Source organism: Comamonas sp. C11 (assembly GCF_024496285.1).
GTDB lineage: Bacteria > Pseudomonadota > Gammaproteobacteria > Burkholderiales > Burkholderiaceae_C > Comamonas > Comamonas testosteroni_F.
Map to the genome: position 1 here is coordinate 4,489,378 of NZ_CP101743.1, position 18,545 is coordinate 4,507,922.

The following is an 18,545-nucleotide window of genomic DNA, read 5'->3' on the forward strand; positions in this document are numbered from 1 at the left end:
AGGTTTTTCAAGGAGCCTGGATTCGTCCAGGCTCTTTTTTTATGCGCGCCCAGGCAGCAGGCCGGCGGGCATTTGCTCGGCATGGCTCAGGTCCACATGGCTGGCCAGAAAATCCAGCACTGCCCGCGTCCTCACCGGCAGCTGGCCGGGCTTGCCCACATACACGGCATGGATGGGCTGCAGATCTCCGGGATTGAAGTCTTCGAGCAGCGCCTGCAACCTGCCCGCGTGCAGATCCTCCCAGGCGTGATAGAGCGACAGCCGCGCCAGGCCCGCCCCGGCCTTGGCCAGATTGGCCATGGCTTCGCCATCGTTGACGCGCAGCACCTCGCCCATGCTCACCGTCACCGCCTTGCCCGCCACCACAAACGGCCAGTGCGGTATGGCCCGCGGATAGTTCCAGCCGATGCGCACATGGCCTGCCAGCTCGTCGGGATGCTGCGGCCTGCCAAAGCGCTGCAGATAGTCGGGCGAGGCCACGATCACCTGGCGCGTGTGACCCAGCTTGCGCGCCACCATGTCCGAAGACGGCAGCTCTCCCCAGCGCAAGGCGATATCGGCACGGGCCGCTATCAGGTCCACGACATGATCGGTAAAGCTGAGGTCCAGCTGCAGTCCCGGCCAGGTACGCATCAGCGGGCCGATCAGTGGCACCAGCAGGCGATTGCCCGTGGACGAGCTGGCATTGATGCGCACCACACCGGTGGGCTGGCCCTGCCGGGTGACCGAGGACTCCAGCGCCAGCCAGTCCGCCAGCAGCTGCCGCCCCTGCTCCAGCAACTGCTCTCCCTCGGCCGTCAGCTCCAGCCGCCGGGTGCTGCGGCGCAGCAGCTGCACGCCCAGCCGGGTCTCGAGCCGGGCCACGATCTTGCTGACGGCCGAGGGCGAGACCTCGCGCAGACGCGCCGCTGCCGAGAAGCTGCCCTGCTGGGCCACCTGTACAAAGGTCTGCAGCTCCACAAAGCGGTCCGCGCTGTGCTCCTGCAGCAAAGGCATAGCCATGGATTTCTTCATGAATCACATCATAAAGATGCGATTTATTCCCCACAGGAACAAATGCATGTCCGCATCAAGGGCTAGCGCGCCTTCTGCCGCAGGTTCACAGTTCAGCCCTTCGCGGAATTTTCACAAGGACGTTTTCATGCCTGCAGCATTGCTTGCGCTGGCCGCCGGTGCCTTCGGCATCGGCACCACGGAATTCATCATCATGGGCCTGCTGACCCAGGTCAGCCAGGATCTTCATATCTCCATCCCCACGGCGGGCACGCTGATCTCGGGCTATGCCGTAGGCGTCGCCGTGGGCGCTCCCGTTCTCACGCTGGCCTCGCGCCGCTGGCCGCGCAAGCTGCTGCTGCTGAGCCTGGTGCTGCTGTTCATCGCCGGCAATGCCGCCGCCGCTCTGGCACCCAGCTATGGCTGGCTGATGGCGGCACGCGTGCTGACCTCGCTGACCCACGGCACCTTCTTCGGCGTCGGTGCGGTCGTCGCCACGCAACTGGTGGCCCCCGAGAAGAAGGCCTCGGCCATTGCGCTGATGTTTTCCGGCCTGACCCTGGCCACGCTGCTGGGCGTTCCCTTCGGCACCTGGATCGGCCAGCACTGGGGCTGGCGCATGGCATTTGCCAGCGTCAGCGGCATCGGCGTGATCGCACTGCTGATCCTGCTGCGCCATGTGCCACGCGCACTCAGCATGCCCAGCCCTCAGGGTCTGACGCAGGAGCTGGCCGTGCTGCGCAATGGCGCCATGTGGCGCGGCCTGCTGTTGACCGTGATCGGCTTTGCCGGCGTCTTCACCCTCTATACCTATATAGAGCCTCTGCTGACCCAGATCACGGGAATGGACAACCGCATGATCGCCTTCACCCTGCTGCTGTTCGGGGCGGGGCTGGCCTTGGGCAACCATGCGGGCGGCAAGCTGGCCGACCGCTTTGGCGTGCAGCGCGCACTGTGGGTGTCGCTGGCCGCCTTGATGCTGGTGCTGCTCGCGGGCCGCTGGATGTTTGCAAGCACGCCCCTGGCGATTGCCTTTGTGCTGCTGCTGGGCATTGCCGCCTTTGCCACTGTCGCGCCGCTGCAGATGGGTGTGCTGCAATCGGCTGGCGAAGCGGGCATGAATCTGGCGTCCAGCCTCAATATCGCGGCCTTCAATCTGGGCAATGCCCTGGGCGCCTGGCTGGGCGGAGCGGTGATTGCACAGGGCCTGGGCCTGACTTGGCTGGCCTGGGCTGCCGCCATGCCTGCTGCAGCGGCGCTGCTCATGGCCAGCCTGGCACCACACCGGGCCAGCTCCGGCCAGTCACCTGCCATGGCGGCAGGCATGCATTAATGGAAGCGCGGCAAGACTGAAGCAAGCGGTGGCTGCCCCGGCGGCCGCTACAACGCATTCCCGCAGCGCATTCCACACCCAAGGCGACCTCGAGGTCGCCTTTTTTGCGTGCGCACCACTTCGGCATGGTTCTTGCACCGCTTTGGCTCCTGTTGCAGCGCAACGCCTCTTGTCGGGTCTCCATGCACGCTTTTGCACGAAGGTGCACCAATTCCGGGCTTGATGCCTTTTTTTGCACCTTCCTCAACGCTAATGCATGCGAGTGATCGTCGCCTGGCAGCCCGCTTTCTTTCACTAGATGTTTCAAGACCCGAAACCTGCGCGCGCATAACCGCAGTCAGATCCCTTGCGATTGCATATCGCACAAGATTTGCTATGAAAAACAAAGCATCTACCGCTTGATATCAAAAGGTTTCAATATGTTTTATTCTGAAAATTAGAAAAACAAAGCGCCAAAAGCTACATATTTGATAGCAATCGGTAATTACCTTAGATGGTTATGCGCGAAAAACATAACTATTGAACTCCTATCCAGAAACTGAATTTTGAGCAGGGTTTACCGCTAGATGCTGTGCGTTATGAGCTGTATACACTTTTTGTATGGATTGCATGCCATTCGCGAATCGCATGCCAACCTGAAGCCAATATAGAGTGAGGAGACATGTTTTTATGACATCCCAAGTGCATCCCGTGGATGAGGTTCTGCCATTTGGCAAGCTCACCGCCTTAGGTCTGCAGCACGTTCTGGTCATGTATGCCGGCGCCGTCGCCGTGCCACTGATCGTGGGCCGTGCCCTGAACCTCCCCCCTGAGCAGGTCGCGCACCTGATCTCCGCCGACCTGTTCGTCTGCGGCCTGGTCACCCTGATCCAGGCCATGGGCGCAACCCAGTGGTTCGGCATCAAGCTGCCCGTGATGATGGGTGTGACCTTTGCCAGCGTGGCCCCCATGGTGTCCATGGCACAGAGTACCGGCGGCAATGCCGGCGCAGGCCTGATCTTTGGCTCGGTGATAGGCGCGGGGGTGATCTCCATCCTCATTGCGCCGCTCATCAGCCGCATGCTGCGCTTCTTCCCGCCGGTCGTGACCGGCACCATCATCGCCGTCATCGGCATCAGCCTGATGCGTGTGGGCATCAACTGGATCTTCGGCAACCCCGTGGGCCCCACTGCCCCTTCCGTGCCCAACCCCGAGCACCTGAAGTGGCTGGCCGAGGCCCAGGCCATGGCCGGCGCCCCCGGCTCCTCGCTGCCCGCCATCCCCAAGGGCTTCTCGGTGCTGCCCACCATGCCCAACCCCAAGTACGCCGATCTGCAAGGCGCTGCGGTCTCGGGCATCGTGCTGCTGTCCATCTTGCTGATCGCTCGCTTTGCCAAGGGCTTCCTGGCCAATATCTCGGTGCTGATGGGCATCTTGATCGGCGGCGTGATCTCCGTGGCCATGGGTCTGATGAACTTCGAGAAGGTCGCCAAGGCCGAGTGGTTCACCCTGGTACTGCCCTTCCAGATCGCCATGCCCGTGTTCGACCCCATCCTGATCCTGACCATGAGCCTGGTGATGGTGGTGGTGATGATCGAGTCCACCGGCATGTTCCTGGCCCTGGGCGACATGACCAAGCGCGACATCACGCAGGACGAGCTGACCCGCGGTCTGCGCACCGACGGTCTGGGTACCCTGATCGGCGGCATCTTCAACACCTTCCCCTACACCAGCTTCTCCCAGAACGTGGGTCTGGTGGCCGTGACCGGCGTGCTCAGCCGCTGGGTCTGCGTGGCCGGTGGCGTGATCCTCATCGTTCTGGGCGTGCTGCCCAAGATGGGGGCTCTGATCGAATCCCTGCCCACCGTGGTGCTGGGCGGCGCCGGCCTGGTGATGTTCGGCATGGTGGCTTCCACCGGCATCCGCATCCTGGCCAACGTGGATTTCCGCAACAACAAGAACAACGCCATGATCGTGGCAGTGTCCATCGGCGTGGGAATGATTCCTCTGGTTGCCCCTAATTTCCGTCAGTGGATGCCCCATTCCATCCATCCACTGATTGAATCCGGTATCCTGCTGTCCTCGATTACCGCCGTGGCATTGAATCTTTTCTTTAACGGAGCCGCCAAAGACAACAGCGCTGCCATCAACGCAGCACGTGAGGCTGACGCTCACTAAACGCCAGCCCAAAGCGAACGCTGACTTACCCGCCAGCCCAAGCCCCCTGCCGCCCCACAGTGCGCCAGGGGGTTTGTTGTCGATACAGTTGAAGCAAAACAGACCTGACTCAAAATGCTTCTTGCCATCCGGTAAGCTCCGAGAAGCAACTTGCTGATAAATATTTCGTATGACACAAAACCTGTCCTCCGCCGAACAAGCCCTGCGCGATGCGGCCCGCGAATACCACCGCAGCCCCGTCAAAGGCAAGATTTCCGTCACTCCTACCAAGCCCCTGTCCAACCAGCGTGACCTGTCCCTGGCCTACTCGCCGGGCGTGGCCTACCCCTGCCTGGACATCGAGGCGGACCCCTCCACTGCAGCCGAATACACCTCGCGCGGCAACCTGGTCGGCGTGATCACCAACGGCACTGCGGTGCTGGGCCTGGGCGATATCGGCCCACTGGCTTCCAAGCCAGTGATGGAAGGCAAGGGTTGCCTGTTCAAGAAGTTTGCCGGCGTGGACGTGTTCGACATCGAACTGGCCGAGCGCGATCCCGACAAGCTCATCGACATCATTGCCTCGATGGAACCCACCCTGGGCGGCATCAACCTGGAAGACATCAAGGCTCCCGAGTGCTTCTACATCGAGCAGGAGCTGTCCAAGCGCATGAACATTCCGGTGTTCCATGACGACCAGCACGGCACGGCCATCATCTCCAGCGCCGCCTTGCTCAATGGCCTGGAACTGGTGGGCAAGGACATCGGTGCCGTCAAGGTGGCAGTCTCTGGCGCCGGCGCGGCAGCCATTGCCTGCGTCGACGTGATGGTGGGCCTGGGCATCAAGCGCTCAAACGTCTACATGGTGGACTCCAAGGGCGTGATCTATGAAGGCCGCCCCGGTGGTCTGGACGCTTCCAAGCAGCGCTACGCTCAGAACACCGAAGCCCGCACCCTGGCCGACGTGGTCGACGGCGCCGACGTGTTCCTGGGCTGCTCCGCTCCCGGCGTGCTGACGGCCGACATGGTCAAGACCATGGCCGACAAGCCCATCATCCTGGCCCTGGCCAACCCCGAGCCCGAAATCCGCCCCGAACTGGCCAAGGCCATCCGCCCGGATTGCATCGTGGCTACCGGCCGCTCCGACTATCCCAACCAGGTCAACAACGTCCTGTGCTTCCCCTACATCTTCCGTGGCGCGCTGGACTGCGGCGCCACCAAGATCACCGAAGCCATGAAGCTGGCCTGCGTGCGTGAAATCGCCGCCCTGGCCAAGCAGGACGTCAGCGACGAAGTCGCCGCCGCCTACCAGGGCAAGGAGCTGACCTTCGGCCCCGACTACCTGATCCCCACGCCCTTCGATACGCGCCTGATCCTGCGCATCGCTCCCGCCGTGGCACAGGCTGCCGCCGAATCCGGTGTCGCCACCCGCCCCATCGAGGACATCGCCGCCTACCGCGAAAGCCTGACGCGCTTCGTCTACCAGACCAGCATGTTCATGCGCCCCGTGTTTGCAGCCGCCAAGGCCAATCTGCAACGCGTGGCCTATGCCGAAGGTGAAGACGAGCGCGTGCTGCGCGCCGTGCAGGTTGCCGTGGACGACGGCCTGGCCAAGCCCATCCTGATCGGTCGCCCCGCCGTCATCGAAGCCCGCATCGCCAAGGCCGGCCTGCGCATGCAGCTGGGCAAGGATGTGGAAATCTGCAATCCCGAAGACGACCCCCGCTTCCGCCAGTACTGGGAGACCTATCACAAGCTGATGGGCCGCAACGGCGTCACCCCCGAAGCCGCCAAGGCCGCAGTGCGCCGCTCCAACACCCTGATCGCCGCCCTGATGGTGCACCTGGGTGATGCCGACGCCATGCTGTGCGGCCTGGTGGGTCGCTTCGACAGCCACTTGGCCCATCTGGAAGACGTGCTGGGCCTGAAGAAGGGTGCCAACGAGTTCGCAACCGTGAACGCCGTCATGCTGGAATCGGGAACGCTGTTCGTGGCCGATACCTACATCAACGACGCCCCCAGCGCCGAAGAGCTGGCCGAGATCGCCAAGATGGCTGCCGACGAAGTGGCGCGCTTCGGCCTGCCCCCCAAGGTGGCCTTCCTCTCGCACAGCAACTACGGTTCGTCCACACGCGGCTCGGCCCGCAAGATGCGCGCTGCACGCGACCTGTTCGCCGCCGCCAACCCCGGCATCGAATGCGATGGCGAAATGCACGGCGACGCTGCTCTGGACGCCAACGTGCGCAGCCACTCCCTGCTGGAGTCCTCGCTGACCGGCGCAGCCAACGTGCTGATCTGCCCCAACCTCGACGCCGCGAACATCCTGTTCAACGTGCTCAAGACCACAGGCGGCCATGGCACCACCATCGGCCCCATCCTGATGGGCTGCTCGGCTTCCGCCCACGTCCTGACCCCCTCCTCCACCGTGCGCCGCGTGGTCAACATGACCGCTCTGGCAGCCGCTCAGGCCATCGCACTGCGCAGCTGATCAAACGGCACCTCTCGGGCATCCCGCCCGAGGCAGCAACAAAACGTCCTCAGGGGCGTTTTGTTTTGTGCCATGCCTTGTCTGGAACTTTGAACCCTTGGTTCATTCACAACTGCCTGTAACGCGTGCAGCAAACGGTCATGGCAGACGCCATGATGAAAAGTGAGTGCCAGTCGAGATACAGCAAGCGCCATACGCTATGGTTTTCATAGATAAGGCAAAGATGCGCACAATGCCGAACGGCGCACAATCCTTGTGTAGAATCCTGCCATCCGGAGGTTTGGGTGAGTGGTTTAAACCAGCAGTCTTGAAAACTGCCGAAGGAGTGATCCTTCCGTGAGTTCGAATCTCACAGCCTCCGCCAGATACGAAAGCCAAGTGATTGATTTCACTTGGCTTTTTTATTTTCTGCATCCATCGGTATGCCATTTGGTATGCCATACTGCATTGGCTTTTGTTGAGTCTCTTTAAACCTGCTTGTATGTTTACATTTATCCGGGTGAGGGCGGGGGATTCTCTGCACGAATCCCTGTGAGATGTTGTTGGACATGCCTGAAGCCCAGACAATAAGCGCATGAAGCAAAGCTGCCTGGGCCTGAGCAATGCCACCAAACGCACCGGCAAGCTCGAATTCCTTGACACCATGGAACTGGTGGTTCCGTGGACTGAACTGGTTTCGCTGATAGAGCCCTACGCACCCGATAGCGAACGACGAGGCCAACAGCCCTTTGCAGTGCAAGCCCTGCTGCGTATCCACTTCATCCAGCAGTGGTTCAAGCTCAGCGATCCAGCCATGGAAGAAGCACTGCACGAGGTGCCCGCATTTCGTGATTTTGCAGACCTGTCTCACTGGGACGAACACATTCCCAGTGAATCGAGCATCCTGCGGTTTCGGCAACTGCTGGAGTGCCACAAGCTAGCCGATCAGATCCTAGCCGCCATCAATGCCCTGCTGCAGGCCAAAGGACTGCAACTCAAAGCAGGCACTGTGGTAGATGCCACGCTCATTGCGGCACCGACGTCCACCAAGAACGAAGGCATTGCTCAGGCCCCCGAGATGCATCAAAGCAAGAAAGGCAACGAGTGGTACTTTGGTATAAATAAAAGCCCACATCGGGGTAGATGCCGACTCTGGGTTGGTACACCGCGTGCGAGGCACCAGTGGCAATGTGAACGACGTGATGAAAGCCAACGGCATGCTGCATGGGCAAGAAACGGATGCCTTTGGGAACGCGGGCTACAAGGAGTGAACATCTAAGCAGCGGCGATCGCTGCACAGCTACACACTGATGTTTTCGAGTGCTTCGTTCGGTGCAGAGCGCTAAGGCGGGCAGACTCGCCATATCTCTACTGTTCCTTGCACTTCGTTTATGACGCCGGCGAGCTAGGGTAAATCTTAGCTCTACCTCATTTCTTGCTATGAAAAATCACGGTAGATTTGAATGTTTTCTATCAAATTGACTAGTAAATTAAAAGGAGACATAAATGAAAAAAGTCCGTCATAGCGCACTTGCCGCTTCACTTGTCACTTCCTTTTTAATGGGTGCCGCAATGGCCAAAGAACTACCTACCGTACAGTTCATTGCCACAGGTGGGACGATTGCTATGAAGATCGACCCAGTAAAGAACGCGCCAGTGCCAGCCATCTCTGGCGATGATCTCTTGGCTACGGTGCCTGATGTAGGCAAGTACGCCAAGATCCAGGTAAACAACTTATCCAACGTTCCATCGGACTACATGGGGCCTGAGCGCTGGGTCCAGCTCACTGCTGCTGTGCAAGACGCTATCAACAAGTCAGACGTTGCTGGCGTGATCGTTTCTCATGGCACAGATACGCTGGAGGAAACAGCTTTTTGGCTTGATCTGACAGTGAAGTCCAATAAACCAATCGTCCTGATTGGCGCACAGCGCAACGCCTCGGTTTCAGACTTTGACGGTCCGCGCAACTTGCTTAACGCTGTGCGCATCGCTGTTGATCCCCAATCCAAGGATCGTGGCGCCATGCTGGCGATGAACAACCAGATCAACGCTACCAAGTATGTCACCAAGACACACACTGCCAACGTTGAAACTTTTAAGTCTGGTGAGTTCGGCTTTATTGGTGAGGTCTACCCAGACAAGGTCGTTTACCGCACTAGCGCGATCCGCAATTTAAACTTTCCTATCAAGGCAGATGCAGTGATGCCAGCAGTGGAAATTTTTCCTATGTACGGCGGTGCTGATGGCGTAGCGATCAAGCAGGCGGTGGATCGCGGTGTTAAGGGAATTGTGATTGAAGCTTTGGGTATGGGCAATATGAATGTGCCCATGCTCGATGCAGCCAAATATGCCATCGGCAAAGGTGTGCCAGTCGTAATCACAACCCGTGTGAATAGCGGCCGTGTGATGCCAAGCTACGGTTTTGAAGGCGGTGGCAAAACTTCGTATGAAGCTGGCGCCGTGATGGGAGGTGACTACCGTGCACCCAAGGCGCGTATTTTGCTGACGCTTGCGCTGAATGCTGGCATCAAAGATCGCGAAGCACTGCAAAAATTGTTCGATTAAGAAAAAGACATAGGCCACAACAAAGTGGCCTTTTTTGATTCGGCGAAGACGTTTTGCACGTGTCTCTTTTAGGCTGAATGCTGTCGGCCAACTCAGCATGGTCACCCAAAGCTGTCATTGAATGGAGTCTTCCTTGCAGGTCCGCTCTACACCTCAAAGCTGTCACTGCAGGCTTACTCAAGCCGAGTGACTGCTTTTGCACGTGTTGAGGTGGCGCTGTCGACCCATTGCGGTCGCTAGCAAGATCACTAGCCAGCGTCTGCTCTCGGCGGGAGCGGTCGCTCGACACTGGGCGATCTGGACAAGGTTTGGCCGCGAGTTTGCACGCCGGTTAGCGGTCGTTGGCGAGGGCCTGCGATCGACCCAGAGGAGGCAGTGAACATCGCAGCCCAAAGCGGTCGTTGATTCGCAACCAGGCTGCTCGCGGCTCAAAACGTGGCTGCTGAGAGCCCAGATGCCATACGTTCGCAAGCTATAGTTTGCCAAGCTGAAGTTGGCGATATTTCGCGGGATCTTTATACTTTGACGTTTGAACAAATCTACACCTGCAAGCCGCTTCTAGGAGAAATCAGTGTCAAGAATTTCCCCCAAGGTCCGGTTTATCTCGCAGGTTTTTCGGTCTAAATTGCGTTAGGCGAAGGGGGCCACAGTGCCGAGCAGCATATTCACAGCTCTTCTGGACGAGAAAATTCGAACGTTCGTCGCGGCATATCAGCAGACGGCCCATCAAGTGTTCTTTGACGAACAGAGCAAAAAATTACGACACGCCGGAGAGTATGGTGCATTTCGCGAGTTAGTAGTGCGTGAATTCCTTCGGTTTTTTACTCCAGGTCGGCTTGATATTCACAACGGTTTCATCATCACAGCTACTGACAAAGTTAGCACCCAGTGCGACGTAGTCGTGTACGACGCAAAGAATACCCCGCTGATCGAAAGTGGCGAGCGACAACGCTTCTTTCCAGTTGAGAGTGCGTGTATCGTTGGCGAGATCAAGTCAAGATTGTCAAAGGTGCAGCTGAAAGATGCTCTTAACAAACTAGCCCGCATCAAGGCACTTCGCGAGGAAGTTCCTGCACCGACTGTGTTAAAACGGGATAGAGAAGGGCCGTTTGACCCCGTGAACTATGCATATGATCAACTGCCAACATTTTTGATATGTGAGCGTTTGGATTTCGATCTTGGCCAGTTGCCAAATCAAATTGACTCCCTGTATGACAGCAGTGTTGAAAGAAGGCACCGACATAATTTAATCCTCAGCCTGCAAGATGGACTGATTGCGTATGCTGACAAGGCTAACAAAACTTTGATGTTCCCGGAAGTCTCAGGCCGAATTACGCCAAACGGCTTGAGCCCGCATGAAATGTTCCGGAACCGATTCGTGATTCCTAAACAGGGCGATCTATCGCACATTCGAACCTTCTGCTCATATATGTTTTTGTTGAGCTCGAGTACGACTATTCTTTATCCAGACATTACGTCTTACATGCATTCTGGCAATTGCAGCCTGCATGATCAAGACGGCGCTTAACAAGTGATTCAGCTCAGACACGCAGCGTCATTACGCCGCAGGGCGTACTGGTCAACTCTGACGTTGAGCGTCCGCTTTCATTAGCAGCCACAGGCTTCTTCTGGCCGAGTCGAGGCCACCAGCTTTAGAAACTACTCGCCCTAAACCAGTCAGCAAGGATGTGAACCTTGAGCGACCGCTACCGGGCAATTTAGTTGGTCAAGGGAGCGCATGCACCCGGCCATGAGCAGTCGTTCCATCATTGGTCTTTGGCTACTCATAACAAGCTCCAATCTCGAAATTTTTAAGTCTGCCTAAATATTTTGATTGTGATTGCTTACTCTCAAAATTTCAGATAGATTCGTTTTTATAAGAATGACGAGAATTTTTTGTTTCGTCTAAATCTAGTTAGCACTCTCAAATTATTGTATAAGACTGACATGATATATCAAGATTGGTTGAATGAAGCAAATAGCAAAACAAATGAAGCATTAGTTAGTTGCTTCAATAGCCAACACCTCGACGGATGGAGTGAAAACCATATAACGACTAAAGTCATGGAGTCCATTGAAAGTCTAGGCCTAGAAATAGATTGGACTGACAAGGCTCAAAAAGTACAGTGGGAAGGCTTTAAATTAAAAGGCACGTTGGAAACAAATTTTGGCGATATAGCAGTAATAGTAAAAGTTTGGGTTACAAGTGACCGATTTGTTGAGGGGGTTGCATTTTACGAAGCTAAAAGACAGTTTTTTGATGACCAATGGAGACCGAAAGGTTTTTCATCAATCAAACAAGAACAACTTGCCAACATAATCTCAAAAACACACGCCAGCAATGTATTGCTTTATGATGTGGATCTTGAAAAAAAAACAGCGCGTGCCTCTGCAGTCCCAACTGCACTAGTCGATGAATTGGCAAGAGCCAAATTAGCAGCAAATTCTGGGCGAATACTGCACCAATATGGTGATCTTTGGGTGAAATTTTTAGGCAATAACTTGCTCGGCATGCATTTGGATTTTAGAAAAGAATCAGTCGATGAAATAAAAAAAATGTCACGCGGCGTAGATGGGCCATTAATTGTTATTAATGCCGCGGTTGCCAAAATGAAAATTTTAGAGCCAAAGATCGATAACTCTTTTATAAATAAAAATCTTTATGAAAGATTGACAACACCTAATGAGCCTGAGCCTGCTGTTAAGACGGAACCGCGTAATGATGGCCCAGATGGACCTCGTATGTAGCGATAACAAGGTATAAAGTTTCTCGTTTCACTCACAGGGACAGGCTAAAACCTACCCATCAGCTTAATCGTTATCCTGCCTTTTATTCCCACCCATTTCAGCACATGAATATGCAAATGCCATTTACCTTCTCAAGCGATTATTCGCCGGGTGTTTGGCGTTCGCTCGGGCTTCGCCTGTTGGTGGTTGCGATTGCGCTAGGTAAGTTATTGGTGTTTCTGGACTCTAGCCCTTGTTTCACTAGGGAAGGTAGCTCTAGTTTTCGCAGTTCGTGGCCTTTGCTGTCACATTTGTTTTGATGCGTTGGCTCTAACCCGGCGCTCAAGCAGACCCGCCTTCGGAGGTCGGCTTAGCTTTTCCGTTAGTGATTTGACCGTCCGCTGAGGGTCGATTGCTGGCCGACACGAAGGACCGCTGATGGATGCCTTTGGTTTGTAGCGCTACCCCATCATGTCTGCCATCTGGCGGCAGACCGCTAATACAGCCCAAAGCAGTCGTTCGGAGGCGTACAGCAACTGTCCGCTACTGGCCGAGATGTTGAGTTCATAGCTATGCCAGGAAGCTGACAGTCATAGGGCGGTGGCAGCCGAGCATCACTAGTCGCTCTGGCGAGTCGAAGCCAGCGCATCCTGTGTGCCCCTCAACTCGATGGGAGACCATCATGGGATACACAGGTAATACCGCTCATCGCGAGCCGTGGAACAAGGGCAAGATCGTCGGGCAGAAGGCTCCGTTCAAGCTCAAGGACATCTGGGCGCTGCGCGTAAGGCTTCAGATGGAAGGCCGGGTACGCGAGCTTGCTCTCTTCAACTTAGGCATCGATAGCAAGCTGCGAGGATGCGACCTCGTCGCCCTCAAGGTTCGGGATGTATGCCACGGCGACCAGGTGGCATCGCGCGCGGTTGTCATGCAGCACAAGACTCAGCGTCCAGTGCAGTTCGAGATCACGCAGGCTGCCCGTGACGCCTTGCAAGCCTGGATCAAGCTGGCTGGGCTGAAATCAGAGGACTTCCTGTTTCCAAGCAGGCTGCACGAATCGCCACATCTGGGAACACGGCAGTACGCCCGAATCCTCGGTCACTGGGTTGACGAGCTAGGCCTGGACCGCATGGAGTACGGGACGCACTCGATGCGGAGGACAAAGGCGACACTGATCTACCGCCGCACAAAGAACCTGCGCGCTGTCCAGTTGTTGCTCGGCCACTCGAAGTTGGAGTCAACAGTGAGGTACCTGGGTATCGAAGTAGACGATGCCCTTGAGATCTCAGAACAGACGGAGATTTGAAGTTGTCGCTGGCGGCCACCCTGGAAGCTGCGGCAGGGTGGCCGTCCTCAACGGCCGCAATGTGGCGCTGGGCCAAACTGATACTTTCGGCCAGAACCAGCCGTTGGAGAAATTCCCACAGGCAGCCGCTTCAGGCTGTCTGCAGTCGCCCAATTCAAAGATGCCGATGACTGCTAGTGTCCACAGCAGTCATTGAAGCGCGACCTCTACAAATGTCCGCTGCAAACCTCGAAGCAGTCATTGGACTATCGCTAGTTTCGAGTGACCGCTCTTACCTGGGTCGAATTGGTGCCATTGACCCTAAGCAGAGTTTCGAATGCACGTTAACAACGACTGAAATGCAGCGATTGCAGCTGTCCGTAGCCGCTCGCGACCTGTTGGACACCGCTCCATAACGATCATCCGAGCATTGACGCCGGCAACTGCCCTGCCGTCCGGCTGCTACTCACCCCAGCGCAAACGTCACGGTGTCGTTGCTCTGCCCTGCACTTCATTGCTCGCGCTGACCAGGGCTTTGAGGAACTCTTCGACCAACCTGTACCGCTGTGTCGGCTGTTCGTCACATGTTATCGACATAGGGTGGCTGTAGTTCCTTTAGCTCCTTACGCGCAACCATTTGACGCTAGGCAGGTAGGTGTATGTCGCGTCTCACAATCACTTCTCCCCACTCGTGAAGTCTCATCGGTAGAGCTTCGTTGTCTTCTTGGGTGTCCATAGAGCGGACAGGATTGATAAATTTGACACAGATCAGATAGTCCATAAAATGGACATAAGTCTCATCTTACGAACATGATCGAGATCAAACCACCTCACGGAGACAAGGCATGAACAAGGAAATGTCCGAGACGCTCACCCGCGTCGGCCCCAATACACGGATGGGAAATCTGCTGCGCCGCTACTGGGTGCCAGCATTGATGTCCAGCGAGATCGCCGAAGCGGACGGGCCGCAGGTGCGGGTTCAATTGCTGGGCGAGAAGCTGCTGGCCTTTCGCAATACGGATGGCAAAGCTTGCCTGATCAGCGAGTTCTGCTCTCATCGCGGCGTCTCGCTGTACTTTGGTCGTAACGAGGAGAACGGCATTCGCTGCGCCTACCATGGCGTCAAGTTCGATGGCAACGGCCAATGCGTGGATGTACCCTCTTCGCCGCAATCCTGCGCCCGCATGCACATCAAAGGCTATCCCTGCGTGGAGCGCGGCGGTATTGTCTGGGCCTACATGGGACCCGAGGAACACAGACCCGCTCCTCCGGAGCTGGAGTGGTGCACGCTCCCACCCGAGCACGTGTTCGTCTCCAAGCGCCTGCAGTACAGCAACTGGCTGCAGGCCATGGAAGGCGGCATCGACACGGCCCATGTGTCCTATGTGCACCGCTTCGAGGTGGATACGGATCCTATGCACCAGGGTGTCAAGGCGCTGGATTACATCAAGGCCGATGGCAACGTGAAGTTCGAGATCGAGCAGACGCCCTTCGGTCTGAGCCTGTTCGGGCGCCGCAATGGCGAGCCCGATTCCTATTACTGGCGCATCACGCAGTGGTTGTTCCCCTGGTTCACGCTGATCGCTCCTTTCGGTAAGCATGCGCTGGGTGGCCACGTGTGGGTACCCATCGACGACCACAACTGCTGGGCCTGGAGCATTAACTGGCAGCCGGACCAGCCGCTCACTGAGGAAGAGCGCACCTCCATGGAGGAAGGCAAAGGCATACATGTGGAGTACGAAGCACCCGGCAGCTTCATCCCCAAGGCGAATCGCAACAACGACTACGGCATGGATCGGGTGGCGCAGCGCGAAGAGCGCTCCTATAGCGGCATCTTTGGCTTCTCCGCACAGGACTATTCGCTGCAGGAAAGCATGGGTCCCATCCAGGACCATGCCGCGGAGAGGCTGCTGCCCACGGACAAGGCAATCGTTATGGCACGTCGCATGCTCAATGAAGCGGCCTTGGGCCTCGAGCAGGGCGAAACCCCTCCCGCCCTTGACGCAAGCGAGCAGCACGTGCGGCCCGCGGGCGTGCTACTGCCCCGCGATCAGGACCCGGTGGCCTGGGCTCGCGAGGAGCTGGCAGACGCGACGAAGAAGCCGGTCTTCAGCCTTTGAACAAGAAACGCCACGACAAGAAATGACGGAGACAAAATCAAATGAAGTTCCCCACGACACTCAAGGCCGTCCTGGTCGCCGGCGCCTACATGGCGACTGCGGCCTGGGGCCAGGCAACAGCGCCCTCCGAATGGCGCCCCACCAAGCCCGTACGCATCGTCGTGCCCATTACGGGCAGTACGAATGATGTACTGGCGCGCCTGATTGCGCCCAAGCTTCAGGATGCGTTGGGGCAACCCTTCGTGGTAGAGAACAAGCCTGGAGCTGGCGGGAACATCGGGGCCTACGAAGTCAGCCGCTCGGTGCCGGACGGCCATACCTTGCTGATCGGCTACAACGGGCCTTTGGCCATCAATGTCACCCTGTTTGACAAGATGCCCTATGACCCGCTCAAGGATTTGGCGCCCATCACGCTGGCGGTGAAATCGCCGCAGTACCTGGTGGTCAATCCCGATGCTGGTTTCAAGGATGTGAAGGACTTCATTGCCAAGGCGAAGGCGAATCCCAGCAAGTACTCTTATGGCTCCGTGGCCATGGGCAGCGCCTCGCACCTCACCATGGAGATGATGAAATCGGCGGCGGGCTTCCAGATGACCCATGTGCCTTACCGTGGCGCAGGGCCTGCCGTGACGGACCTGATTGCCGGCAATATCCAGGGCGGCTTCTTTGTTCCGGGCAATGTTCAGGGCTTCGTCAAGGAAGGGCGCCTGAAGCTGCTGGCCTCGACGGGAACAAAGCGCTTTCCCAGCACACCCACGATTCCTACGCTGGCTGAATCCGGCCTCAAGGACTTCGAGGCCACGTCCTGGATCGGACTGCTAGCGCCTGCCGGAACGCCGCCCGTGGTCATCAATACCTACCACCAGGCCATGGTTCGCATCCTCAACTCGCCGGATATACGCAAGCATCTGGACGAGATGGAGTTCGAGACCATTGCCAGCACCCCCAAGCAGTTCAGCGACTGGATAGCCACTGAAATCGTGCGCTGGGGCAAGGTCATCAAGGCAACGAATGCAAAGGCGGATTGAACAATGAGTGAATCCAGAATGGCGGGACGCACCGCCTTGATTACCGGCGCCGGTGCGGGCATAGGCGCCGCCGCCTCCCATCTCTTCTGCCAGGAAGGGGCTGCGGTGCTGATGGTGGACGCGAACGCCGAGGCCCTGGAGCGCACGCGCGAAGCCATTTTGCAGGCCCTGCCTGGAGCCCGGCTGGCATGTGCGACTGCCGATGTGTCAGATGAGGCCGCGGCCGCGGCAGCCGTAGGACAGTGCGTGCAGCAGTGGGGCGGTCTCGATACCCTGGTGAACAACGCCGCCATGCGCAACTACAGTGCCGCAGCCGATGCCACTGCAGCCGAATGGCAGGCCATGGTCGGCGTCAATCTGGTGGGCATGTCCAACTACTGCAGGGCTGCGCTTCCTGCGCTGAGGCAGTCGGGAACAGGCAGCATCGTCAACGTGTCCTCCTGCTATGCGGTCACGGGTCGCAAGGGCATGGCCCTGTATGACGCGACCAAGGCGGCGCAACTGGCCTATACCCGTAGCCTGGCATTCGAGGAGGCCGCTCACGGCGTGCGCGCCAATGCGGTGTGCCCGGGCTCCACGTTGACCGACTTCCACGTCGGCAGGGCACGCAACGCGGGCAAGAGCGTGGAGCAGCTCAGGACGGAGCGCAAGGATACATCGCTCATAGGTCGCTGGGCGTCGCCCGAGGAAATCGCCTGGCCCATTCTCTGGCTGGCTTCCCGCGAGGCGTCTTTCATCACCGGGACCACTCTGATGGTCGATGGTGGCCTGCACATCATGTAACGCCATGGCCTCTACATATCTTCAGGCGCGCGTTCACCAGATGCGCTACGAAGCGGCCGGCACCCTCAGCGTGGAGCTGCGGCCGCTTGCTGCGGCGCAGGAGTTTTCCCAGCCTGTGCAGGCGGGTGCCCATATCGATCTGCACCTAGCCGATGGGTTGATCCGAAGCTATTCGCTGATCAATCCGGGGGAACGCCATCGCTATGTGGTGGCGGTGTCCCTGGACCCGGCCAGCCGTGGCGGTTCACGCTTTGTGCATGAAAAATTGCGGGTCGGGCAAGTGATTCAGATTGGCGGGCCGCGCAATCATTTCCCTCTGGTCGAGACTGCCCCCCATAGCGTGCTGGTAGCCGGAGGGATCGGCATCACGCCTGTTCTGGCCATGCTCCAGAGGCTGGATGTCCTGGGCAGGACGGCGCACCTTATCTATTGCGCATCCAGCCGCGCGAGCGCCGCCTTTGTGCCGGAGATCGAGGCCATCGCTGCCCGGGCCGGCGGCAGGGTGAAGGTCGACTGGCACTTCAAGGATGAAAAGGGTGTGCGTGCCGATCTGTACAGCCTTCTCCAAGGACATGCCGAAGGCGCACACTTCTATGCTTGCGGACCTCTGGCTTTTCTGGCGTCTTATGAAGACAGTTGTCAGAAGCTCGGGCTGGCGCACGTGCACTTGGAGCGTTTTGCTGCCGCACCGCTGGCAGCGCCCCGGACACCGGAAGTCGGCTATGCCGTCGAGTTGCGCAGGACCGGCAAGACCGTGCAGGTGGCTGCGGGGACTTCCTTGCTGGATACCTTGATCAACGCGGGCATGAACCCCGAGTACAGCTGCCGTGAAGGTGTGTGCGGGGCCTGCGAGGTCCGGGTCATCTCCGGCGATGTGGATCACCGCGACCAGATACTGAGCGAGCAGGAGCGGGCGGCGAACAAAAGCATGATGATCTGCGTCTCTGGTTGCCGTTCAGGCAACCTGGTCCTGGATTGCTGAGCGGCATCGGAACAGTGTACGGATGGCAGGTAAGGGCGGTAGCGCCTAGGGAATGCCGCCAGCCGCATGCTCTTCCCATGTGGCGAGCGCTTGTGCGCAGCGCAACCGCCCATGTTCGCTGTCCAT

12 protein-coding genes, 1 tRNA gene and 1 pseudogene are annotated in these 18,545 nt (G+C 57.9%); 13 read left to right on the forward strand and 1 reads right to left on the reverse strand.

Annotation, left to right across the window (positions count from 1 at the left end; genetic code table 11):
- Positions 1-39 precede the first annotated feature (39 nt).
- The gene (locus NOX35_RS20685; RefSeq protein ID WP_182287278.1) at positions 40-996 is read right to left on the reverse strand and encodes a LysR family transcriptional regulator; all 957 of its coding nucleotides are present in this window, start codon (positions 994-996) and stop codon (positions 40-42) included.
- A gap of 145 nt (positions 997-1,141) precedes the next feature.
- Between NOX35_RS20685 and NOX35_RS20690 the strand changes: the two genes are divergently transcribed.
- The 13 genes and pseudogenes from NOX35_RS20690 to NOX35_RS20750 all read left to right on the forward strand — a co-directional run bounded on the left by NOX35_RS20690 (position 1,142) and on the right by NOX35_RS20750 (position 18,419).
- The gene (locus tag NOX35_RS20690) at positions 1,142-2,326 is read left to right on the forward strand and encodes an MFS transporter (RefSeq protein ID WP_256494563.1); all 1,185 of its coding nucleotides are present in this window, start codon (positions 1,142-1,144) and stop codon (positions 2,324-2,326) included.
- Between the two features lie 669 nt (positions 2,327-2,995).
- Entirely contained in the window at positions 2,996-4,483 is a 1,488-nt protein-coding gene (locus tag NOX35_RS20695) for a nucleobase:cation symporter-2 family protein (protein ID WP_256494564.1), read from the forward strand.
- Between the two features lie 169 nt (positions 4,484-4,652).
- Entirely contained in the window at positions 4,653-6,950 is a 2,298-nt protein-coding gene (locus NOX35_RS20700; RefSeq protein ID WP_003063708.1) for an NADP-dependent malic enzyme, read from the forward strand.
- Between the two features lie 274 nt (positions 6,951-7,224).
- Positions 7,225-7,314 (forward strand) — tRNA-Ser (locus NOX35_RS20705).
- Between the two features lie 210 nt (positions 7,315-7,524).
- Positions 7,525-8,194 (forward strand): annotated as a pseudogene (locus NOX35_RS20710) (IS5 family transposase); the annotation flags it as partial.
- A gap of 241 nt (positions 8,195-8,435) precedes the next feature.
- Positions 8,436-9,494, forward strand: coding sequence for an asparaginase (locus NOX35_RS20715; protein WP_256494566.1), 1,059 nt, complete (start codon positions 8,436-8,438; stop codon positions 9,492-9,494).
- A 649-nt stretch (positions 9,495-10,143) separates the two neighbouring features.
- Complete coding sequence (locus NOX35_RS20720) at positions 10,144-11,022, forward strand: DUF6602 domain-containing protein (RefSeq protein ID WP_256494567.1); 879 nt, start codon at positions 10,144-10,146, stop codon at positions 11,020-11,022.
- A gap of 419 nt (positions 11,023-11,441) precedes the next feature.
- Positions 11,442-12,242 carry a hypothetical protein gene (locus tag NOX35_RS20725; RefSeq protein ID WP_256494568.1) on the forward strand — a complete coding sequence of 267 codons (801 nt, stop codon included), beginning with the start codon at positions 11,442-11,444 and terminating at the stop codon, positions 12,240-12,242.
- 661 nt (positions 12,243-12,903) lie between these two features.
- Complete coding sequence (locus NOX35_RS20730) at positions 12,904-13,527, forward strand: tyrosine-type recombinase/integrase (RefSeq protein ID WP_256494569.1); 624 nt, start codon at positions 12,904-12,906, stop codon at positions 13,525-13,527.
- An 824-nt stretch (positions 13,528-14,351) separates the two neighbouring features.
- Complete coding sequence (locus NOX35_RS20735) at positions 14,352-15,626, forward strand: aromatic ring-hydroxylating dioxygenase subunit alpha (RefSeq protein WP_229228523.1); 1,275 nt, start codon at positions 14,352-14,354, stop codon at positions 15,624-15,626.
- Between the two features lie 41 nt (positions 15,627-15,667).
- Positions 15,668-16,654 carry a tripartite tricarboxylate transporter substrate binding protein gene (locus NOX35_RS20740; protein ID WP_229228521.1) on the forward strand — a complete coding sequence of 329 codons (987 nt, stop codon included), beginning with the start codon at positions 15,668-15,670 and terminating at the stop codon, positions 16,652-16,654.
- 3 nt (positions 16,655-16,657) lie between these two features.
- Positions 16,658-17,437: an SDR family NAD(P)-dependent oxidoreductase gene (locus tag NOX35_RS20745; protein ID WP_047219863.1), complete on the forward strand. Its 780-nt coding sequence runs from the start codon at positions 16,658-16,660 to the stop codon at positions 17,435-17,437.
- A 4-nt stretch (positions 17,438-17,441) separates the two neighbouring features.
- Positions 17,442-18,419 (forward strand): PDR/VanB family oxidoreductase, encoded by a 978-nt coding sequence (locus NOX35_RS20750; RefSeq protein WP_256494571.1) that lies wholly within the window; start codon positions 17,442-17,444, stop codon positions 18,417-18,419.
- Positions 18,420-18,545 lie beyond the last annotated feature (126 nt).